This window comes from Winogradskyella bathintestinalis, from assembly GCF_030407435.1.
Lineage (GTDB): Bacteria > Bacteroidota > Bacteroidia > Flavobacteriales > Flavobacteriaceae > Winogradskyella > Winogradskyella bathintestinalis.
This window is the reverse complement of sequence record NZ_JASDDK010000010.1, coordinates 15,053-36,896: the sequence shown is the minus strand read 5'-3', so window position 1 is coordinate 36,896 and position 21,844 is coordinate 15,053. Positions and strand designations below refer to the sequence as shown.

20 protein-coding genes and 2 tRNA genes are annotated in these 21,844 nt (G+C 33.0%); 9 read left to right on the top strand and 13 right to left on the bottom strand.

Features of this window, described 5'->3' with window-relative positions:
* The first annotated feature begins 67 nt into the window (after positions 1-67).
* The gene (locus tag QMA06_RS15585; protein ID WP_290207840.1) at positions 68-319 is read left to right on the top strand and encodes a hypothetical protein; all 252 of its coding nucleotides are present in this window, start codon (positions 68-70) and stop codon (positions 317-319) included.
* Between the two features lie 52 nt (positions 320-371).
* Complete coding sequence (locus QMA06_RS15580; protein WP_290207839.1) at positions 372-674, top strand: hypothetical protein; 303 nt, start codon at positions 372-374, stop codon at positions 672-674.
* Positions 675-736: 62 nt separating this feature from the next.
* Here the strand turns inward: QMA06_RS15580 and QMA06_RS15575 are convergent, their stop codons facing one another.
* From QMA06_RS15575 to mutS, 5 genes are all read right to left on the bottom strand, one after another.
* On the bottom strand, positions 737-1,735 hold the full coding sequence (locus QMA06_RS15575; RefSeq protein ID WP_290207838.1) for a LacI family DNA-binding transcriptional regulator: 999 nt from the start codon (positions 1,733-1,735) through the stop codon (positions 737-739).
* A 171-nt stretch (positions 1,736-1,906) separates the two neighbouring features.
* Positions 1,907-2,110, bottom strand: a complete 204-nt coding sequence (locus tag QMA06_RS15570; protein WP_290207837.1) for a hypothetical protein — start codon at positions 2,108-2,110, stop codon at positions 1,907-1,909.
* A gap of 250 nt (positions 2,111-2,360) precedes the next feature.
* Positions 2,361-2,444, bottom strand: a tRNA-Leu gene (locus QMA06_RS15565).
* 41 nt (positions 2,445-2,485) lie between these two features.
* Positions 2,486-2,557: transfer RNA gene (locus QMA06_RS15560), tRNA-Gly, on the bottom strand.
* Between the two features lie 95 nt (positions 2,558-2,652).
* Entirely contained in the window at positions 2,653-5,268 is a 2,616-nt protein-coding gene (gene mutS, locus QMA06_RS15555) for a DNA mismatch repair protein MutS (RefSeq protein ID WP_290207836.1), read from the bottom strand.
* Between the two features lie 354 nt (positions 5,269-5,622).
* Between mutS and QMA06_RS15550 the strand changes: the two genes are divergently transcribed.
* Both QMA06_RS15550 and QMA06_RS15545 read left to right on the top strand, forming a co-directional pair.
* Positions 5,623-6,159: an RNA methyltransferase gene (locus QMA06_RS15550; protein WP_290207835.1), complete on the top strand. Its 537-nt coding sequence runs from the start codon at positions 5,623-5,625 to the stop codon at positions 6,157-6,159.
* Between the two features lie 155 nt (positions 6,160-6,314).
* Complete coding sequence (locus QMA06_RS15545) at positions 6,315-6,974, top strand: class I SAM-dependent methyltransferase (RefSeq protein ID WP_290207833.1); 660 nt, start codon at positions 6,315-6,317, stop codon at positions 6,972-6,974.
* An 89-nt stretch (positions 6,975-7,063) separates the two neighbouring features.
* On the opposite strand, the gene folK is transcribed toward QMA06_RS15545, so the two are convergent.
* Positions 7,064-8,212, bottom strand: a complete 1,149-nt coding sequence (gene folK / locus QMA06_RS15540; protein ID WP_290207832.1) for a 2-amino-4-hydroxy-6-hydroxymethyldihydropteridine diphosphokinase — start codon at positions 8,210-8,212, stop codon at positions 7,064-7,066.
* Between the two features lie 212 nt (positions 8,213-8,424).
* Between folK and QMA06_RS15535 the strand changes: the two genes are divergently transcribed.
* The 5 genes from QMA06_RS15535 (at position 8,425) to QMA06_RS15515 (ending at position 14,046) form a co-directional block, all read left to right on the top strand.
* Entirely contained in the window at positions 8,425-8,616 is a 192-nt protein-coding gene (locus QMA06_RS15535; RefSeq protein ID WP_290207831.1) for a hypothetical protein, read from the top strand.
* A 592-nt stretch (positions 8,617-9,208) separates the two neighbouring features.
* Positions 9,209-11,881: an AsmA family protein gene (locus tag QMA06_RS15530; RefSeq protein WP_290207830.1), complete on the top strand. Its 2,673-nt coding sequence runs from the start codon at positions 9,209-9,211 to the stop codon at positions 11,879-11,881.
* Between the two features lie 116 nt (positions 11,882-11,997).
* Positions 11,998-12,861: a sigma-70 family RNA polymerase sigma factor gene (locus QMA06_RS15525; protein ID WP_290207829.1), complete on the top strand. Its 864-nt coding sequence runs from the start codon at positions 11,998-12,000 to the stop codon at positions 12,859-12,861.
* A 321-nt stretch (positions 12,862-13,182) separates the two neighbouring features.
* Positions 13,183-13,377, top strand: a complete 195-nt coding sequence (rpsU, locus tag QMA06_RS15520; protein ID WP_008269492.1) for a 30S ribosomal protein S21 — start codon at positions 13,183-13,185, stop codon at positions 13,375-13,377.
* Positions 13,378-13,530: 153 nt separating this feature from the next.
* Positions 13,531-14,046, top strand: coding sequence for a gamma carbonic anhydrase family protein (locus QMA06_RS15515; protein ID WP_290207828.1), 516 nt, complete (start codon positions 13,531-13,533; stop codon positions 14,044-14,046).
* Here the strand turns inward: QMA06_RS15515 and murI are convergent.
* The 7 genes from murI to QMA06_RS15480 all read right to left on the bottom strand — a co-directional run bounded on the left by murI (position 14,043) and on the right by QMA06_RS15480 (position 21,844).
* A complete protein-coding gene (gene murI, locus QMA06_RS15510) occupies positions 14,043-14,822 on the bottom strand; it encodes a glutamate racemase (RefSeq protein ID WP_290207827.1) in 780 nt (259 codons plus the stop codon). The genes QMA06_RS15515 and murI overlap by 4 nt on opposite strands.
* Before the next feature lie 133 nt (positions 14,823-14,955).
* On the bottom strand, positions 14,956-15,456 hold the full coding sequence (locus tag QMA06_RS15505; protein ID WP_290207826.1) for an OmpH family outer membrane protein: 501 nt from the start codon (positions 15,454-15,456) through the stop codon (positions 14,956-14,958).
* 30 nt (positions 15,457-15,486) lie between these two features.
* A complete protein-coding gene (locus QMA06_RS15500) occupies positions 15,487-16,599 on the bottom strand; it encodes an OmpH family outer membrane protein (RefSeq protein ID WP_290207825.1) in 1,113 nt (370 codons plus the stop codon).
* Between the two features lie 154 nt (positions 16,600-16,753).
* The gene (gene bamA, locus QMA06_RS15495) at positions 16,754-19,384 is read right to left on the bottom strand and encodes an outer membrane protein assembly factor BamA (protein WP_290207824.1); all 2,631 of its coding nucleotides are present in this window, start codon (positions 19,382-19,384) and stop codon (positions 16,754-16,756) included.
* Positions 19,356-20,096 (bottom strand): isoprenyl transferase, encoded by a 741-nt coding sequence (locus QMA06_RS15490; protein ID WP_290207823.1) that lies wholly within the window; start codon positions 20,094-20,096, stop codon positions 19,356-19,358. Before QMA06_RS15490 ends, bamA begins: the two co-directional genes overlap by 29 nt.
* Positions 20,097-20,786 carry a type IX secretion system protein PorG gene (gene porG, locus QMA06_RS15485; protein ID WP_290207822.1) on the bottom strand — a complete coding sequence of 230 codons (690 nt, stop codon included), beginning with the start codon at positions 20,784-20,786 and terminating at the stop codon, positions 20,097-20,099.
* Between the two features lie 179 nt (positions 20,787-20,965).
* Complete coding sequence (locus tag QMA06_RS15480) at positions 20,966-21,844, bottom strand: NAD kinase (protein ID WP_290207821.1); 879 nt, start codon at positions 21,842-21,844, stop codon at positions 20,966-20,968.

Below are 21,844 nucleotides of genomic sequence, written 5' to 3'. Positions count from 1 at the left end.
ACAAATTATGTTAAAATTTCATTAAATTGATTATTTTCGCGCATTAACAATAACTAACACTATCAAAATGAAAAAAACTGTAATTAGTTTAGTTCTCGTTGCTTTTTTAGGATTTGCATCTACATCTTGCAGAGAAACGAACAATACTGAAGAATCAGTAGAAACTATCGAGCAAACTACTGAAGAAACTTTAGAAAATGAAAACGAAGGAGCTTTAGAGAAAATAGGTAAATCTGTTGATAATGCCGTACAAGAAACTAAAGAAGCGGGAGAAGCTGTTGAAGACGCCGCTAACGATATAGATAATGACGACAATTAAATAGTTAAGATTCTATACTATTAACTTCACAATTAACACTAAAACTATTAAAATGAAAAAAGTTGTATTAAGTATGGCACTTATCGCCGTATTGGGATTATCATTTACATCTTGTAGAGAAACTACAGATAAAACGGGTGAGGCTGTTGACAATGCAGCAAATGCTGCTGAAGATGCTTTAGAAGAAGCAGGTGATGCTGTGGAAGATGCTGCCGAGAATTTAGAAGATGCGGTTGATAATGCTATGGAAGCTTCAGAAGATGCGGTAGAGAAAGCACAAGAAATTGCTAACGATTCTATTGATAATGCTGAAGACAATGCAGAGAATGCAGTTGATGCCGCTAATGACAATTAATATCTAGTATTATTGACTATAGAATAAGGCCTGTTTTTAAATCAGGCTTTTTTATTGAAATTTTATTTTGTAGATTCTCTCAATATAATTTCACTAGGAATAACTATTGTTTTTAAATCTCTATCCTTAAATCCTTTGATTTTCTCAAGCATAATTTTCGTTGTAATTTCACCTATTTCTCTAGCTTTTTGATTAATCACAGAAATTTTAGGATTAGAAACAAATTGAGCATCAGAATATCCAAAACCAATAACCGAAATTTCAGTTGGTATCTCTTTTCCTAACTTTTTCAACATATTTAAAGCCATAATACCTGTTATATGATCTATAGAAATTATAGCATCAATTTTTGGATTTAATTTTAGATAATCATAAATCTTCACATCCGGATTAACAATTCCACCCAACTTTAGAACGCTAACTTTTAGATTAGATTCTTTGACAGCTTTAGTATATCCATCTATTCGATATTTACCGACACTTAATTCTTCTATATTACTAATAAGTAAAATATGTTCTCTTTTTTCTTTATCTATAAGATAACGTGAAGTTTCATAAACTGATTGAAAATCATCAACCACAACTTTATCGCATTCAATTTCGTTAATAACTCTATCAAACATAACTACGGGTGTCGATTTATTAACGTTTTCAAAATGCTCAATTTTATTTTTTATTTGTGTTTCTCTAGCAACAGCCACAATAAACCCATCAACACTGCCATTAGAGAGTAACTCCACACTTCGTTGTTCTTTTTTAAGATTTTCATTTGAAATACATAAAGACATATCATAATTATTCTTATCTAATGTCATTTCTATAGCATGTACAACTTCTGCTATAAATGGGTTCATTAAGCTTGGCACTATTACACCTATAACTTTAGTTTTACTAGATTTCAGTTGTTGCGCTATTCTATTGGGCTTATAATTCAGCTTTGTTGCCAATTCTTTTACGCGCACTCTTGTCTTTTCACTGATCTCATGGCTGTCGTTTAGTGCTTTAGACACTGTAGATACGGAAATATTTAATAGGGCAGCTAATTCTTTGAGTGTTGTCATGTTATATTATTTATGCTAAAATATAAAAAGAGTGCATAATATTGGCTCTTTAATGTTGCTATAAAAAAATATGTGAATTAGTTTTTAGTGGCTTCGAATACTTTTCATCTAAATTTGATGAAATTTTTATTAGAATAATTATAATTAAAACTTCAGTTTTTCATTCTAATCTTAAATTGACCAATAAATACCGTCATCTCCGTCGGCACCAACTTTCCAAAATTCGTCAAACATTAAGAAGAAGCGCATGTCAATTTTCTCTTCTTTGGACCATTGTTGAACATTGATAAAATATTTTAAGGCATTTACTTCTGAGGGAAAAGCACCTTTGAGATTTGTACCTTTATTGAGCCAGCCTGTTGCTGTGATAATCACTTTTTTTCGCTACCTACCTCTAATGTATCTGTTGCAGTATAGCGTTGTGATAATTATGTGCAAAACGATAGTATCGGATTATTAAAATTCATTATGACTTCTAAACTATAGAACCAAATATTTAGGTATACCAGGATCTTGCTTCGACATATTGAGAAAAACCGATTCAGAAAAATGTACTTGAGAGCGAGCTTTCCGTATATTTTTAAACCAAAAAAGCCGAAAACTTTCGTTTTCGGCTTTTCATTTGTACTGAAGACGGGACTTGAACCCGTACGTCCTAATGGACATTGGATTTTAAGTCCAACGTGTCTACCAATTCCACCACTTCAGCATCTTAGTTACAGACTGTAACTAACAATTGGTATTATACTGAGCGAAAGATGGGATTTGAACCCACGACCTCCACCTTGGCAAGGTGATGCTCTACCCCTGAGCTACTTTCGCATGATTTAAATGAACTTTTCGCTTCAAAAGCGGATGCAAATTTAAAATTTAAATCTTAAAAGCAAAGCCTTTTTTAAAAATAAATTCATTTTTTTTTAAGCTTGTTTTTTCTTTAGCAACATTCGTTTAATTTCATTCAGTTTCATCAAGGCTTCCACTGGCGTAAGTGTATCAATATCAGTATGTAAAATTTCATCTTTTATTTCTATCAATAAAGGATCATCTAAATTAAAAAAACTCATCTGTAAATCGTCTTTTAAATTTTTCACTTTATCCGTTAGCTCTTCGCTTGAATGTGACTTCTCTAATTTAGATAATATTTTATTTGCGCGCCTTATAACTTGCTGTGGCATTCCTGCCATTTTTGCCACATGAATTCCAAAACTGTGCTCACTTCCTCCTTCAACCAGTTTTCTCACAAAAAGCACATTATCTTTTAATTCTTTCACCGCGACATTAAAATTCTTGATACGACCAAACGTTTCCGTCATTTCATTTAACTCATGGTAATGGGTTGCAAATAGTGTTTTGGGTTTTGAAGGATGCTCATGTAAATATTCACTAATAGCCCAAGCTATAGAAATACCATCATACGTACTGGTTCCTCTTCCTATTTCATCTAACAACACTAAACTTCGGTCTGAAATATTGTTAAGAATAGAAGCCGTTTCGTTCATTTCTACCATAAAAGTAGATTCACCCATCGATATATTATCACTCGCCCCTACTCTAGTAAAAATTTTATCTACCAAACCAATCCGAGCTTTACCTGCTGGCACAAAACTTCCGATTTGTGCTAACAATACGATTAAAGCCGTTTGTCTTAAAATTGCGGATTTACCAGACATGTTTGGCCCAGTGATCATTATAATTTGTTGGGATTCTCTATCTAAAAATAAATCGTTAGCAATATAAGGTTCACCTATTGGCAATTGTTTTTCTATGACAGGATGACGACCTTCTTTTATTTCTAAATCGTAGCTATCATCAATATTTGGATACGTATATTTATTTGCTTTTGCTAAACTTGCAAAACCACACAAACAATCTAGTTGCCCAATAAGCTGTGCATTCTGCTGCACCGAAATTATAAACTGATGCATCCATTGCACGAGTTCAGCAAATAATTGCTGCTCTATTATAGAAATCCGATCTTCAGCTCCTAAAATTTTTGCTTCGTATTCTTTAAGCTCTTCAGTAATGTAACGTTCTGCATTAACAAGTGTTTGCTTACGAATCCATTCTTCGGGAACTTTATCTTTATGAGAATTTCTAACCTCAATATAATAGCCAAATACATTATTTGACGCAATCTTTAAAGAAGTTATACCTGTACGCTCACTTTCACGCTTCAGCATATTGTCTAAATAAGTTTTTCCTGATTGCGACAAACCTCTCAGTTCATCTAATTCTTGCGAAAAGCCTTCTGCAATGGTGTTGCCTTTTAAAACATTAACGGGTGCATCTTCATTTATGGTTTCTTTTATTTTTTCACGCAATAAGTCGCAACGGTGCAAATTATCTCCCATTACTTTTAAAGCATCATTCTCACAAGTTTCCGCAACCGATTTTATGGGCACAATGGCCTCTAATGAATTTTTAAGTTGAATGACCTCACGAGGGCACACTTTAGTGGTGGCAATTTTTGAAATGAGTCGTTCTATATCTCCAATATGTTTTATTTGTCCTTGTATCTTTTGAAGTACAGTTTCATTATCCAACAAATATTTTACAACTTCATGACGTTGTTTTATTTTTTCGGCATGTTTAAGGGGCAATGCCAACCAACGCTTTAAAGTTCTCCCTCCCATTGCTGATATTGTCTTATCAATGACATTAATCAACGTTACCGCATTGGCATTGGTAGAATTATAAAGTTCTAAATTCCGAATGGTAAATTTATCCATCCACACATAATCGTCGGTAGCTATTCTAGAAATAGTAGCAATATGCTCTAACTTATTATGACGTGTTTCACCTAAATAATGAAGCACCACGCCCGAAGCGATAATGCCTTCATACAAATCCTCTATTCCGAAACCTTTTAATGTTTTGGTGTTGAAATGTTTGGTTAATGTTTCGTGCGCATAATCGGCTTGAAACACCCAGTTCTCTAAATAAAACGTATGGAAATCAGTCCCGAAGGTTTCCGAAAAGACTTTTCGACTTTGTTTTGAAATTAAAACTTCACTCGGATTGAAATTTTGAAGTAGTTTATCAATATATTCTGCATTACCTTGTGACGTTAAAAATTCACCTGTTGAAATATCTAAAAACGACACTCCTATGCGTTGATGTTTCTCGAAATAAACAGAAGCTAAAAAATTGTTGGATTTTGAATGAAGAATATCATCATTAAAAGCCACTCCTGGCGTAACCAATTCCGTGACACCACGTTTTACAATGGTTTTGGTTTGTTTTGGGTCTTCCAACTGGTCACAAATGGCAACACGCTCTCCTGCTCTTACCAGTTTTGGTAAATACGTATTTAAAGAATGATGTGGAAAACCAGCCAATTCCGTTTCACTATCACTTCCTGCACCACGTTTGGTAAGAATGATATCCAAAATTTTTGAGGCTTTTACAGCATCACTACCAAAGGTTTCGTAAAAATCGCCAACACGGAACAATAATAAGGCATCAGGATATTTAACCTTGATGGCATTGTACTGCTTCATTAATGGTGTTACTTTTTTTGTTTTCTTTGCCAATGGGAATCTGGTTTAATGTTTATTTTTGTCCTGATATAATCGGGATTTCAAATTTACTTATATTTTGAGGTTTATTGAAGCCGTAGAACTAGAAGTTATTTACAGGTGTTGATAATTTTAAATTGAACCGTCATTACGAGCGGAATGAAATGAAGCGTGGTAATCTGTGGATTATGTAGTATAGATTCAACGGATTGCCACGTCCTTCGTCCTCGCAATGACGTAAACATTTATAACAGTTCTTATAGCATTTGAGCTCGAATTCGACATAAAATTGCCACGAATTCAAAACATTTCAGACCAGACCTGTCAGGTTTTTAAAACCTTGCAGGTCTCCAAAACGACAAACATGCGATGCGTAAATTAAAGAATGAAGAATTAGATAGATTAGAAATTTCAGAATTTAAAAAAGCTGAAAAATCGCCAATCATTATTATTTTGGATAATATTAGAAGTCTCAACAATATTGGCTCTGTATTTAGAACAAGTGATGCCTTTTTAATCGAAAAAATATATCTCTGTGGAATAACAGCAACTCCTCCTCACAACGATATTCGAAAAACCGCTTTGGGAAGTACCGAAACCGTTGATTGGGAATATGCAGAAAACACCTTAGATATTGTCGAAAAATTAAAATCTAAAAACATACACATCTGTTCTATTGAACAAGCTGAAAGCGCAACGATGTTGAACGACTTTGCTCCTCAACCTAACGAAAAATATGCTTTTGTGTTTGGCAACGAAGTTAAAGGTGTGGCTCAAGATGTCGTTGATGCCAGTGATGTTGTGATTGAAATTCCACAATACGGGACTAAACATTCACTGAACATTTCGGTGAGTTGTGGTGTTGTGGTTTGGGATATCTTTTCTAAACTAAATGCTAAAAAATAGAATTTAGACCGAATAAAACAGCGAAAGTTTTTTTCAGTTCTGAAGAAAGTAAGAAATCGAATAATTCTTATTTCCCTTATTTTAACGAGATTCATCAATCTTGCCACATTTAATAATGACATAACGAATAGGTTCTTATCAATGCTTGACTAATAATGACAAAACACACAAAACAACCTTGGCCTACTAAAGACGCCATGCAACAAGTGTACGACATGCATCTTTGGGGAGGAAAAGAGTTTGACTTCTACTCTGGCTCTGGATCTCACGATGCCATGATTGTTGAACCTTATTTAAATAGTGTTATTACTTTTTTAAAATCTCATAATAATTCACTGACGGTTTGCGATTTGGGTTGTGGTGATTTTAATATTGGAAAACAGCTCACCCCATACACTAAAAAATATATTGGAATTGATATCGTTGAAAATCTCATTCAACGCAACAAGAGGTTATTTGAAGCTAAAAACTTAGAGTTTCATTGCCTAAATATTGTTGATGATATATTACCCGAAGCCGATTGTGTAATTTTAAGACAAGTATTACAACATTTATCGAATGTTGAGATTCTGAAAATCATTAAAAAATTCTCAAAGTATAAATACATTATTCTTACTGAACATTTACCTACTAGAAAATTCACACCAAATAAGGATATTATATCAGGTCAAGGGATTAGACTTAAAAAAAATAGTGGTGTTGATTTATTGGAAATTCCTTTTAATTTAGAGATAAAAGAAAAGCAAGTGTTAAATGAGTTTATTTTAGATAATGAAAAAGGACGAGTTGTAACTGTGCTTTATAACATTATTTAATAAAGAAAAGAAGTCACATTCACAGACTATTCCTAAACTTTAAAATCAGATATCAATTTAATCTAGAATTTTCCGACTACTCAGACTGTTTACTGAAGATCACCTACTGCGGATTGATTTATCTCACCCAACAACCACAAATAATCCTCACGAGACTTTACAAAATCTTTTTCTGAAATATCAATAATCTTAACATTCATATCTTGTTGATTCTTTAAAAATTCAAGATAACCAGTGTTTATTTTTTCAAGATAATCGTCTTTAATATCTTTTTCATAATTGCGACCTCGCTTTTTTATATTGGCCTGTAAGCGTTCTGTATTTTGATAAAGATAGATATATAAGTCTGGTTTAGCTATGTCTTTATATACTTGGTAAAATAATTTCCTGTACAACCTAAACTCATCTTCTGGCAAAGTTATTTTAGAGAAAATTAAGGATTTATACACATCATAATCACTCACCACAAAATCTTTAAACAAATCTAATTGCGATAAATCGTCAGAAATTTGCTGGTAACGGTCTGCTAAAAACGACATTTCTAAAGTAAAAGCATAACGTTCTGGTTCCTTATAGAATTTTGGCAAAAAGGCATTATCGGCAAACCGTTCTAAGATTAGTTTCGCATTAAAATCTCTAGCAATCTTATTTGTTAAACTCGTTTTTCCGGCTCCAATGTTTCCCTCTATTGCTATATAACTGTAATTGTTAAAGGTGAAATTTTTCCGTGGATTTTTTAGCCAAATATTAACGTGCTCTATAACAGATTCATCTCTACATTCCGATAATAATGTTTCAATAGATTTATTTAAAATTGGGTGTTTAAAATCTTTAGCAATATCAACCAATGGCTGTAAAACAAATTTGCGGTTGTGAAGTTTTGGATGTGGAATAACTAAAAACTTTTCCTCAATTATTTCGTCTTCAAAAAATAAAATATCTAGATCTATTTCTCGAGATTCATAACTTTTGGTCATTTTGGTTTTTCGTCCTAACTCTTTTTCAATGGCCTGAAGTTCTTTTAAAATTTTTTTAGGTTTTAACTCCGTCTCAACAGCAATACAAGCATTAAAAAAATCATCACCCTCAAAACCTACCGCAGGAGTTTTATAGACCTTAGAAATCTTTTGGACTACTCCAATACGGTTAAAAATAGCATCGACAGCAGATTGCAAATATTGCAATTTATTGCCTTTGTTGCTTCCTAATGCAATATGTACGGTTTTGGTTGGTTTCATTTGAATCTTCAAAATAACTAAAACAAAATCTATTATACTAATGATATATTATTCTTGTTAATAACTAATAAATGAAATCCCCCAATCACACATACAAAATCTTGACGCACACATAGCCACTGCCATTATTTCTTCAGCTTATTTTATTTAGGATATTAAACCTTCTACCAGAATCTTTAATAGTTACAATAACAATCTCCCAATACCATTACATGTCATTAAGAGACACACTTTTAGCCCAACGCATCTATATTTTACGTGGTGAACTTTTTATAACCTCACTGATCGTTTCCGATTTTAATATTTCAAAAGTTGCTCAATTAGCCCTAATTGACAAAGAAGATTTGGATTTCTATTTTTTGAAATTTCAATTGAAACTTTACACTATTCAATCACGTCTCTAATTACGAATTTAAGTAGCGAGATTTATGGTAAAACGAGCAAATGATATTGTTGTTGTTGGAATTTTATCCTCAAAATTTTCACTGTTAAATATCTATTTGGCTTCTCATGTTCTGGCTACAAACTGGTCTTATGTTAATGACAGTATGGAACACCACGCTTGCCGCTTTTGCAAATATGGTTACCTATCTATTTGCGCAAATTGTAGATATTTAAATATATCACTTGTGAAATCTAAGCTGCGCTATATTTTTTCAACTTGATTTTCTCAACTTATAGACCTTGACAATTATAATATTATTTCTGGGAATATTATGGACTGACCTGCTGTTTAAGGTCTTTGTTTCCATCTTAGATACACCAATGTTATACTTTGGAGTATATCTATTCTTAAAACGTTTTAATCTTAAGCTGAATAAGAAAATAAATATTTTATAACTTCTATAGATAGATTTCTCCTAAACGCAATAATTAAACTGACGTTTAGACCGAAACATTAAAATCTTCTTAAACTTAGCGATATTCGCAACTTTTATACTGAATTTTGCGTATATAACCTTTAGAAGATATTTTATAAAACCACAAACCCACCACATGAAGAAGTTTTTAAAAATAATAGGCGTCGTACTACTTTTATTTATAGCAATTCTTATAGCTATCCCCTTTATTTTAGAATCTAAAGTAGATACGATTGTTCAAAATTATGCAGATAATAATTTAGACGCCGATTTAACATTTGATGATATCAGCTTAAGTCTTATAAGCAGCTTTCCGAAAGCGGAAGTTAACGTCGATAATTTAAAAATAATCAATCGCGCCCCTTTTGAAGGCGAAACCTTAGCAACGGCTAAATCTTTATCGTTTGAAATGGGTATGATGCAACTATTAAATGGGACTGACGAACCAATTGAAGTTAACGAAATCATTGCCAACGAACTTCTTTTGGTTTTAAAAACCAACAAAACTGGTGCCGTAAACTATGATATTGTAAAGGAAAGTGAAACTGTTGCAACCACACCTGACACTGAAAGTTCAACGGGTTTTAGTTTTGATATCGATAATTATGAACTCAATAATAGTGCGTTCACTTATATTGATGACATCTCTAAAATCAATTTTTATTTAACCGAAATCAACCATAACGGAAAAGGGATTTTCTCAGGTGGAAAGTCGGAATTAGACACCAACACAGAAGCAAACATCACGTTTGCCATGGACAGTACTGAATATTTAAGCAACAACAGCATTAAACTAGATGCGCTTATCGACTTGGATTTAGAGCAACAGAAATATACCTTTAAAGAAAACAAAGCGTACATCAATGCTTTAGGCCTAGAGTTTGATGGTTTTGTGCAATTAGTTGAAGCAGGGCAACAAATAGATATTAGCTTTAAAAATCCTGAAGCATCATTCAAGGATTTCTTAGCCGTTATCCCAAAAGCGTACGCTAAGAACATTGAAAACGTTAGTACTACAGGTAATTTTAATGTCAACGGTATTGTTAAAGGCTTGGTTTCAGAGGAAACCATTCCGACTTTAGATATCAATTTAAATTCTAAAAATGCATCTTTCAAATTTCCAGACCTTCCGAAAAGTATTAGGAATATTTCAATTGATGTTGCCGTAAATAACACTACAGGCAATGTGGATGACACCACCGTAGATATCAATACACTTAATTTTCAAATTGATGAAGATGTTTTTAAATCCGAAATTCACCTTAAAAATATCACTAAAAATATGCTAATCGATGCCGATGTAGATGGTGTTCTAAATTTAGCGAATATTTCCAAAGCTTATCCTATTGAATTAAACAATGAATTAAGTGGTATTTTAAAAGGAAGAATTAAAACATCCTTCGACATGAATGCTATTGAAACCAATGCTTACCAACGTATTAAAAATGATGGTAGTGTTTCTTTGACTGATTTTATTTTTTCGTCGGAAGACATTGTGAATCCGATTCAAATTAATAAAGCCGATTTAACTTTTAATGCCGGAAACGTAAGCTTAAATAATTTTGAGGCCTTAACAGGAACAAGTGATTTTTCAGCAAATGGCACCATTAATAATTTGTTAGGCTTTTTATTGAGCGACAAAAAACTTGAAGGTAATTTTAAATTGAATTCAAATAAATTTGTCCTTTCAGATTTTATGATTGAAAATGAAACGGCAACTGAAACTTCAAATAAAACAACGTCTGATGCTGAATCGCTAAAAATTCCAGATTTTCTCGATTGTACCATTGCGGTAGATGCCAAAACGGTGGTTTATGACAATCTGAATTTAAACAATGTAAAAGGACAACTTATTATTAAGGATCAAAACGCCAACCTTAAAAATATGACCACAGATATTTTTAAAGGTCAATTGGGCATTTCTGGAAATGTATCCACGAAAAACGAAAATCCATCGTTCGATGTTAATTTAGATATCAAAAACTTCGATATTGCACAATCGTTTAATGATTTAGAAATGTTAAATGCCATAGCACCAATTGCTAAGGTCTTAAAAGGAAAATTAAATACAACAATTAATGTAAATGGTTTATTGGACACGAGCTTTTCACCAGATTTAAATTCAATTTCTGGTAATGCTTTAGCTGAGATTTTAACTGACAAAGTCGATACTAGCAATAGTCCTTTGCTTGCTGGATTGGATAGCAAATTAGATTTTTTAGACTTTAATAGTATAGATTTAAACGACATAACTACAAATTTAAGTTTTGAAAACGGTAACGTTTCCGTGAAGCCTTTCACGCTTAACTATAAAGACATTCCGATTGAAGTTGGTGGAACTCATAGTTTTTCGAACACCATGAATTATAATGTGGTTTTTAAGGTACCTGCAAAATATTTAGGAAGTGAAGTCAACCGTTTAATAGGAAAGATAAATGATAATGAAGTCAACAGCTTAACTATTCCTGTTACGGCGAATATTGGTGGCACTTTTTCTAGTCCTAATATACGGACCGATTTAACTTCGGGTGTTACCAATTTGACCAAACAATTAATTGAAATTGAAAAGCAAAAGTTAATTGGTAAAGGAAAAGATAAAGTTAAAGATCTTTTAAGTGGTCTAACAAGTGCAGCATCTACCACTAGAACCGATTCTACTTCAACATCTACACCATTGACCAAGGCAGACAGTCTTAAACAAGCAAATAAGGACAAGCTTAAAGAAGGTGTGGGTAATATTTTAGGTGGACTCTTAGGAGGGAAGAAGAAAAAAGACAATCAGAAAGCTACAGATTCAACTAAAAACTAACCTTTAATCGTCTAAAATAACAAATATTTATGGATTTTTGTTAATAATTGCTTAATTGTTTGGAATTCTTAATAATTAGGTTATAATGTAGGTTCACTAAATTTTAAAAAGGATATATGAGGCAGTTAAAAATCACCAAGCAGGTAACCAACAGAGAAGATAAATCATTAGACAAGTATCTTCAAGACATAAGCAAAATCCCGTTGATTACAGCAGATGAAGAAGTAGAATTAGCGCAGCTAATTAGAAAAGGTGATCAAGCAGCATTAGATAAATTAACAACGGCCAATTTAAGGTTTGTTGTTTCGGTTGCAAAGCAATATCAAAATCAAGGCTTAAAATTACCAGATTTAATTAATGAAGGGAATGCTGGTTTAGTTAAAGCAGCAAAGCGATTTGATGAAACTAGAGGATTTAAGTTTATTTCTTATGCCGTATGGTGGATTAGACAAGCCATTTTACAAGCTTTAGCAGAACAATCGCGTATTGTGCGTTTGCCTCTAAATAAAATCGGTACTATAAATAAGATTAATAAGGCCTTTTCTCATTTAGAGCAAATAAACCAAAGACCGCCGAATGCGGATGAAATTGCACGCGAATTAGATATTAGTGTTCGTGAGGTCAAACAATCTATGAAAAATTCTGGTCGTCACTTATCAATGGATGCTCCGTTGAAAGATGGAGAGACCTTTAGTTTGTATGATGTAGTTAGTTCTGGAGAGTCACCAAGGCCAGACAAAGATTTAATGAAAGAATCTTTGAATACTGAAGTAGAGCGTGCGCTAGAAACATTAACTCAAAAGGAAAGTGATGTAATTCGTTTAAACTTCGGGATTGGAGATCAACCCCCAATGACATTGGAAGAAATTGGAAGTATTTACGATTTAACTCGCGAACGTGTAAGACAAATAAGAGAAAAAGGAATTCGTAGATTAAGACATGCTAGTAAGAGTAAAATCTTAAAAACATATTTAGGATAGCAAACAAAAAAACTAGACGGCTTTGCTGTTAGAAATAAGAATAGGCAGTAGTTCTAAAAAAAAAAAAAAAACTGCACGTAGTTCTGTTTAGAATTGACCCCTCGCAACTTTAAGATATTTTATCTTAATCTTTAGCTATTGGTCAGTCAGTTCCAATCAAATCTATCTTCTTGGTTCTAAAAGCAAAGCGGTCTTATGTATTTTTAAAGCACGGGATAGAAATTTTATCCTAAAATCTTGAATTAATTTTTTATTTTCAAATAGTTAGCATATATTTGCCGACCATTTGAAAGAATTAGATAACAAAAATATATCGATATAATGATTAAAATCGAAATCAAAGAAGGAGAAAATATAGAACGTGCACTTAAGCGTTACAAGCGTAAACACAGAAATGTGCAAATTATGCAGAACTTGAGAGAATCTCGTTATTTCACTAAGCCTTCTGTTAAAAGAAGAAGAGAAATTCAGAAAGCTGAATACATTCAGGGGTTAAGAGACGCTGAAAACGTATAAGGTTTCTTATTTATACCATAATATTAAAGAGTAGCACAGCAGTGCTGCTCTTTTTTTTTGTGCCATTAAATTGCTATTTATTGTTCTGTGATATTAAGATTTCGTACTTTACAATACCTCATTTGATAATAGTTTTTAAAAAGAAATAAGAATATGCCAATAATAAAACCAGTAAGAGGAAATCAACCACAAATTCCAGAAGATTGCTACATTGCAGAAAACGCTACTATAGTTGGAGAAGTGTCTATAGGTAAAGCCTGCAGTGTTTGGTTTAATGCAGTAATTAGAGGTGATGTACATTTTATTAAAATTGGTAATAAAGTGAATATTCAAGATGGCGCTGTTATCCATGCAACGTATCAAAAATCACCGACAACTATTGGAAATAACGTTTCTATAGGCCATAATGCTATTGTTCACGGCTGCACAATAAAAGATAATGTTTTAATTGGTATGGGTAGCATTATTATGGATGATTGTATTATAGAAAGTAACAGTATCATTGCAGCTGGTGCCGTTTTAACCAAAAACACTACTGTTGAATCTGGAAGTATTTATGCTGGTGTACCTGCCAAAAAGGTTAAAGATATTAGTAAGGAATTAATCTTTGGAGAGATTGATAGGATAGCTAATAATTATGTAGAATACTCTAGTTGGTTTAAATCTTAAAAGTCCAAATAAGCCACATCAAATTCGCCATTTAAAATAGAGTTTAAAACGTCCACATTACCATTTGAAAACAATTTAATAGTTGGTTTTCCATTGGAGATATTAAGCAAATTGTGTGTTGATAAAACTGATTTTGTTTGTTTAGCAACTGCTAATCCTGAATCGATAATTTTCACTTCTTTTGGCAGCATTTTAGTAAGCATTGGTATGAGATAAGGATAATGCGTACAGCCTAACACTAAATAGTCTATATTATATTGTAACATCGGTATTAGATACAATTCTAAAAGCGCACTCATGTCATCCGAATACAAATTTCCAGATTCAATTAACGGCACAATGCCATCTCCTACTTGTTCTATTACTGTAATACCATTTGTATACAAATCCGTCGTTTTATGAAAAAGTTGACTGCTAAGTGTTCCTTGAGTAGCTAATATCCCAACCGTCTTTGTTTTTGTGCTAATTGCGGCTGGTTTTATTGCAGGTTCGATACCTACAAAGGGTACAGAATAGTTTCGTCTTAAATAATCTATAGCATTAGTGGTTGCCGTATTACATGCAACGACAATAATTTTACAACCTTTATTAATTAATAATTCAGTATTTTTTATGCTCAGTTGAAGAATTTCTATTTCAGACTTATTACCATACGGAGCATTTATGCTATCGGCCAAATAAATACAGTTTTCATTTGGAAGAAGCGCGTGAATTTCTTTAAAAATCGATGTTCCACCAATTCCAGAATCGAAGATGCCTATAGAAGAATTACTCATAACGACAGTGTTTCACTTAAACTAAAAATAATAGGGTGCGCATTTTTGGTTTATATTAATTATAACCACCATTACAAAAATAAAAAGTCGCTTAATAATAAGCGACTTTTTAAACATACTTTTTATATTAGGATTACATTCCTAACTGCTTCTTCACATCTGCCATAAGATCCTTTCCTTCTGCTACAATTAGCATTGCAGAGTCTACAACATACTGAAAACCTTGTGCCTTTGCTACCGCTTTAATAGCATTGTCTGCTTTCTCTACAATTGGCTTCAAAAGATTAAATTCTTTCTCTTGCAATTGTTTCTGAGCTTGTTGTTGATACTCTCCTAAACTTTGCTTTATACCTTCAACCTCCTGCATACGCTTTTGGTTTTCTTCATTTGTTTGCGTTGGTTCTTCCGCTGTATATTGCTTTAATTTAGTCTCTAATTCCTTAAATGAATTTTGTATTTCAGCCTCATAGGTTTTACCCATCTTCTCAATCTCGCCTTGTGCTTGTGTATATGCAGGCATTGCTTTAATCAATTCTTGCTTATTAATATGAGCAATTTTACTTTGAGCAGTAGTAAAACTAGTTGCTCCTAAAAAAAGTACTGCTGCAAATAATAACGATTTAAAATGTTTCATTTTTCTTAATTGTATTTGTGTTATAAATATTTAATTGTTGTTGTCTTCGTTTTTCTTGGCTTTGGCTATAGAATCATTTCTTCTTACTTGTTCTAAACGTTCCTCACGCGCCTTTTTTCTTTGTTCTATAATTTTCTGTTTTCTTTCTTCTAATGCCTTCTGTCTTGCTTCTCTATCTTTTAATTTCTTTAAACGTTCGGCTTCTGCAATCTCAGCAGCCGTCTTAGGTTTCTTCGAATCTATTGAATCCTTTTTTAAACCATCTTTAATTTGGGTGCTATCTTTAATAACCGACGGCTTCACTTTAGGCATACTATCAATTACAGTTGTTGTAGTTTCATTGATAGATCCAGATCTATCATTTCTGGCATCAATAGCTCGTTGACGTCGTTCCTCTGCTTCTTTTCGCTTAGCCTCTCTTAATTCTTCTTGTGCTCTTCTTCGGTCTTCTGTCGCCTTTTCACGTTCCGCACGTTTAGCTGCTAACTGTTCTTCCCTTTTTGCTTTACGATCTTCTAATGCTTGTTGACGCGCATCTTTATCCGCACTCACTACAGGTACTACCTCTTCTTCTTCAAGTGCCTTACGTTCTTTTTTATTTTTTGCTTGCGATCTTTTAGAAGTTCTCGTAATTGTCTTTAATACACGCTCACTTAAATCATAGCGCTCCGCTGAGTACAACATTACAACATCTGCAGATTTATCGAATACAAAATCGTATTTACCAGTTTCTGCAATATCTTGAACTGCAGAAAATATTTGATCTTGTATAGGCTCTATCAATTGACGTTTCTGAATCATTAAATCCCCATCTGGTCCAAATCGTTTTTGTTGATAGTCTAAAATTTCAGCTTCTTCAAAAGTGATATCCTCAAAACGCTCGTCGTATAGCTCTTTAGTTAAAAGCACACTTTCATTATCGAGTTCTTTCTTTTTTTGCTCAATACCTTTTAATTTCGTTTCAATATCGGTCTTCCAATCTTGAACCTTTTGATCTAGCTGCGTTGAGGCTTGTTGATATTCTGGAACATTTTGCAAAATATATTCGGTATCAATGTAACCTATTCTTACACCACGCTGTGCATGTGCATAAAAGCTCAATAGACCTATTGTAATTACTAAAAAAAGAACTTTAAATTTCATTATTTCTGTTTTTGTATTTTGAGACATTTTCTAGCAATACTAAGCAATTTGTAATTTTAGTGTTACTAATCATCAAATTTAACGAAATATATTCTTAAAAATTTTAACACAGAGATGAAATCTTATTTAGAGATTAGAAAATATCGTGCCAAACTTAAAATTGTTGACCAATTATAAAGTGTGTTTCCCATTTCTTAACTGCCGTTCCATAAGGTGATTCGTCGAAAGCATGACCAAAGTCAATACCTAGTAAACCAAAGGCCGGCATAAATATTCTTAATCCAAATCCTGCTGATCTTTGAAGTTTAAAAGGATCGAAATCTCTAAAATTATTTACTGAGGAACCTGCTTCTAAAAATGATAACGCAAATATTTTAGCTTGTGCACCCAAAGTTATAGGATAACGCAATTCCAACGAGAATTTATTGTATATAGAACCTCCATCTTGTGATGATAACGATTGATTAGGATAACCACGTAATTGCACCACTTCTCTTCCATCTAGCGAGAAGTTTCCTAAACCATCACCTCCAACAAAGAAACGTTCAAAAGGAATCACACCTCGTGCATTATTGTAAGCACCCAAGAATCCAAACTCTACACTAGGACGTAAGACTAATTTTTTAGTTAAAGCTTGGTACCAATCGGCTTTAAATTTAATTTTATAAAATTCTAACCATTTAAAACGTTCTTGATCAATTTCGGACCGTCTTTCAATAGCATTATTGTACGCATTCGTCAGTGCCGGATTTGTACTAGGGTTAGACTGATATTCGTTAATTATATCGGTTTGTTCTGATCTTTCTGTTTCTAAAGCTTCATAATCCACTCCATTCACTAAAGAATAAGGAAAAGAAAATTTGGCTGAAACTGAAAAACTAGAACCTCCGGTTGGATAAATAGGATCGACTCTTAGGTCATTTCTACTTAAACCAATGGTATAAGATAAGTTATTTGAAGTTCCGTCTCCAAAGGTAAACAAACCAGTATTGTAATTTTGAAGATCGTAATGTTGGTAACTGATGGCTTGTGACAGTAAAAAGTAATCATCTGGAACCGAAAGTCTTGTAGATAATCCAAAAGTTAAACCTGTAATATTAAAACGTTTGTCCTTATCAGCTCGCCCTGTAGAGGAATCGTATAAGAACTGTCGAGAGTGAGACAATGATGTTGACATCTGAAATGGTTTTTTACCACCAAACCATGGCTCACTAAATGAAAAACTATAAGTTTGAAAAAACTGACTTGCCTGAAGTCTTAACGCTAAACTTTGTCCATCACCTCTTGGTACTGGTTTATATGCGTCGGCTTTAAAAATATCTTTTATAGCAAAATTATTAAACGATAATCCTAGTGTACCGATAAAGCCACCGCCACCATAACCACCTTGTAGTTGAATTTGGCTAGATCCTTGTTCTACAACAGAATATTCAACATCTAAAGTCCCATCTACAGGATTTGGGTTTTTAATATCTGGTACAATTTGTTGTGCATCAAAAAATCCTAACTGACCAAGTTCTCTAATCGTTCTTATAATGTCTGCCTTTCTATATAGCATACCAGGTCTAGTTCTTATTTCTCTATAAACTACATGATCGTTGGTTACATCATTACCAACTACAGTAACATTGTTGAAATAGGCTGGCTTTCCTTCGGAAATACGAATTTCCATATCAATAACATTACCTTCTGCACTAACTTCAACCGGATTTATAGTAGAAAACATATAACCAAAATTCTGATAAGCGTTGGTTATATCATTGGCATCTGGATTAGTCTCATCAGCAATACGCTCTCGTAATTCTACTCCATTGTAAGTATCCCCTTCTTTAATACCTAAAAGATTAGATAATTGTTGGTCTGAATATACAGTATTACCTACAAAGGTAATTTTACCAAAACTGTATTTCTCGCCTTCTTCAACTCTTATATTCAGATTTATATTTTTCTGATCTAGATAGCTAATGGAATCTGAAATTATTCTTGCATCTCTATAACCATTTTCTTTATAATAATCTACAACACTTACTAAATCGGTTCTAAAATCTTCTTCAATGTATTTTGAACGCTTTAATATTCGCAAAGGGCTTAAACTTTTTTGCTTCGTATTTTTCATAGCTTTACGAAGCTTTTTATCCGTTATCTTTTCGTTACCTTCAAAATTAATTTCTTTAATTTTAACCTTCTGACCTTTATCTATATCAATACGCATGTTTACACGCTCTTTCTCTATAGAATCAATAACTTGAGAGGTTAGAATATTTACTTCTGTATTTAAAAAACCTTTCTTTTTATACTTATTTGTCAAGTAATTTTTCGTGGTTGCAAGTAGATTCTCTGTGACTTTCTGACCAGGTTTTAACTTATTCTCTTCAATAACCTCATCTTTTTTACCTTTTCTTATGCCCTCAATAGTAAGATCTTTAAGTTCTGGTAAATCACTAAGGTTTATTTCTAAGTTTGCCGTACCGCCATCAATATCAGTAACATAAATATCTATACTACTAAATAGATTAGATTTCCATAACGTTTTTACAGCATTGGCAATTTTCTCACCACCTACCTGAATTTCTTCATCTTTTCTAAGTTTAGAATAAGCAATTATAGTTTGCTCACTAAAATTAGTATTTCCTGTTACTTTAATTTCTTTAATTAAATAGGTCTCTCCACCTTTAACCTGCGCATAACTGGTAAATGATATTGTAAAGAGTAATACAACACAGATAATTTTAATAAGTAGTTTCAATACGGTGCTGTTAGGTAAGTTGTTCGCTTGTTTTTCCAAATCTTCGTTCTCTATTTTGATAATTTATGAGGGCCTCATATAGGTTTTCCTTTTTAAAATCTGGCCATAAAATATCTGTAAAATATAATTCTGCATAGGCAATTTGCCATAGCAAAAAGTTACTAATACGTTGCTCACCACTCGTGCGAATAAGTAGGTCAACGTCTGGTAAATTTTGCGTGTAAAGATGCTTATTTATAATTGATTCGTCAATACTTTCAGCAGAAATTATATTATTTTTAACTTTAACTGATAATTCTTTAATGACATTCACAATTTCCTCACGGGAACCATAGCTTAACGCTAAAGTTAATGTCATATTAGTATTATTTTTTGTTTTATCAATTACATCCAATAGCTCTTGGTGAGCTTTATTAGGCAAATCATTTAGGCATCCAATAGCACAAAGTCTTATACCATTATCTTGTAAAGTCTTAATCTCCTTTTTCAACGATTTCACTAATAGTTTCATTAGCGTTTGCACTTCTAACTTTGGTCTGTTCCAGTTTTCTGTAGAAAAAGCATAGAGGGTTAAGTTTTTTATCCCAAGTTCCGCGCTAGCTTCTACTGTTTGCCTCACAGATTTTGTACCGTTTTCATGGCCTATAGCACGCAACAAACCTTGCTGTTTTGCCCAACGACCATTACCATCCATGATAATTGCCACATGGTTGGGAAGTTTCTTTTTGTCTATTTTTTCTTTTAAACTCATTTAAAAATTGCAATAACAAGGCCTTCTACCAAAGGTGTAAGTTAGCGTAAATCCTGTAAACATATACCAATCATTATTATTGGTATTTCCAAACGTTAATTGTTCATCATTATTTGAGCTAGGCACGCTTCCATCTAACTGATCTGAAAACGTATAACGTGCGCCAATTTCTGCTCCTAATACTAGATGATGAGCAATACGCGCCTTGTAACCCAATGCCATAGGTATACCTACTACCCAACTAAAACCACTTTCTGACATAAATTCACCTGAAGGTGAAAAATAATTATTATCGTGATTAGTTAACGAAATTCCAGAATATAAATAAGGTGTTCCCTTAAAACCAATTGAATGAAGGTCAAAATCCACAAACGTAAATTCCATTCCCGCTGAAAGCTCTAAAATACTCGTATTAAACTCATAACCACGTTCTTTTCTACGCGGATCATCTGATTTAGCGTCAATATCTTCTAAATCTGAAAAAATTAATGATGCCCTAAACGAATGTCTCGGACTTCTATTCCATTTTGCTAAAATACCATATGCGGTCTGATTTGGAGAAATATAATCGGTGGCTCCAACATCTCCGATAAAATTACTTCCACCAACAAAAACCCCAACTTCATAGATTTGAGCTTCAGCACTATAAATTACAAAAGTGCTCATTAAAATAAGAAAAAAATACCTCATAAATTTTTCAGAGTTTGCAAATATAACAATTAAGATTTGTGTGTAACAATTTGACGTAAAATGTATAAAAAGTATTTAGGTCCGCATTGGTATTACTGTTAACCGTTTTTGGAAGTATTTATTGCATTACATCACTTGGCATGAAAATCCCTCAAGGATTTTAACGAATCCTGTCTTATTTAATTGCGTCGATCTTCACCCCAAAGTAATTTTTTTCGAAGTGTTGCAAGAAAAGTTTCATCTAAAAGTTCTACCATTTTAATTACAAAATCTGCTTTCTTAACCGTGACAGCGGTTGTATTGGCTAAAGTTACAATTCTAGAGTCGAGCGACATTAAAAATTGATCTTCTCTACCACTCACTTTTAACGTTACTGCTGTATTATCGGGTATAACCAAAGGACGTGCACTCAAATTATGTGGCGCTATGGGTGTCAACACAAAACTATTGGCATCGGGAGCAATTACGGGACCACCACAACTTAAGGAATAACCTGTGGAGCCTGTTGGTGTAGATAAGATGAGTCCATCTGCCCAATACGACGTTAAATACTCATCATTTAGATGCGTTTCGACCGTAATCATGGACGTTGTGTTTTTTCTGCTTAGAGCAATTTCGTTGAGCGCAAAATTGGTCGTAATTACGTCGTGATGTTCGGGATTCGTAGTGACGCATAATAAAGAGCGTTCTGAGATTTTATAATTCCCATTAAATATTTCAGATAGCGCCGTTTGAATATCGTCAATTTGTATTGTTGCTAAAAAACCTAAACGACCTGTATTAATACCCACTATTGGAATCCCTAAATCGCGCACATAAGTTACAGCTCTTAAAATTGTACCATCACCACCAAGACTAATTAATAAATCATAACTATTATCTAAAACTTCAAAAGTTTGGACGGTAGTTTTAGGTTGTATGGTGGCCCTTTGAGTTTCAAAAAAATCACTTTCAAAAAAAACATTGGCATCCTTTAATGTCAAATAATCTAAAAGCTGATTAACCGCTCTTTGCGTAGTTTCATTAGTGTAATTCTGACCGTATATTGCTACTTTCAT

Coding starts and splice junctions, on each gene's coding strand:
- QMA06_RS15585 (WP_290207840.1), top strand. CDS start 68: ATGAAAAAAACTGTAATTAGTTTAGTTCTCGTTGCTTTTTTAGGATTT.
- QMA06_RS15580 (WP_290207839.1), top strand. CDS start 372: ATGAAAAAAGTTGTATTAAGTATGGCACTTATCGCCGTATTGGGATTA.
- QMA06_RS15575 (WP_290207838.1), bottom strand. CDS start 1,735: ATGACAACACTCAAAGAATTAGCTGCCCTATTAAATATTTCCGTATCT.
- QMA06_RS15550 (WP_290207835.1), top strand. CDS start 5,623: ATGCGTAAATTAAAGAATGAAGAATTAGATAGATTAGAAATTTCAGAA.
- QMA06_RS15545 (WP_290207833.1), top strand. CDS start 6,315: ATGACAAAACACACAAAACAACCTTGGCCTACTAAAGACGCCATGCAA.
- folK (WP_290207832.1), bottom strand. CDS start 8,212: ATGAAACCAACCAAAACCGTACATATTGCATTAGGAAGCAACAAAGGC.
- QMA06_RS15535 (WP_290207831.1), top strand. CDS start 8,425: ATGTCATTAAGAGACACACTTTTAGCCCAACGCATCTATATTTTACGT.
- QMA06_RS15530 (WP_290207830.1), top strand. CDS start 9,209: ATGAAGAAGTTTTTAAAAATAATAGGCGTCGTACTACTTTTATTTATA.
- QMA06_RS15525 (WP_290207829.1), top strand. CDS start 11,998: ATGAGGCAGTTAAAAATCACCAAGCAGGTAACCAACAGAGAAGATAAA.
- rpsU (WP_008269492.1), top strand. CDS start 13,183: ATGATTAAAATCGAAATCAAAGAAGGAGAAAATATAGAACGTGCACTT.
- QMA06_RS15515 (WP_290207828.1), top strand. CDS start 13,531: ATGCCAATAATAAAACCAGTAAGAGGAAATCAACCACAAATTCCAGAA.
- murI (WP_290207827.1), bottom strand. CDS start 14,822: ATGAGTAATTCTTCTATAGGCATCTTCGATTCTGGAATTGGTGGAACA.
- QMA06_RS15505 (WP_290207826.1), bottom strand. CDS start 15,456: ATGAAACATTTTAAATCGTTATTATTTGCAGCAGTACTTTTTTTAGGA.
- QMA06_RS15500 (WP_290207825.1), bottom strand. CDS start 16,599: ATGAAATTTAAAGTTCTTTTTTTAGTAATTACAATAGGTCTATTGAGC.
- QMA06_RS15490 (WP_290207823.1), bottom strand. CDS start 20,096: ATGAGTTTAAAAGAAAAAATAGACAAAAAGAAACTTCCCAACCATGTG.
- porG (WP_290207822.1), bottom strand. CDS start 20,786: ATGAGGTATTTTTTTCTTATTTTAATGAGCACTTTTGTAATTTATAGT.
- QMA06_RS15480 (WP_290207821.1), bottom strand. CDS start 21,844: ATGAAAGTAGCAATATACGGTCAGAATTACACTAATGAAACTACGCAA.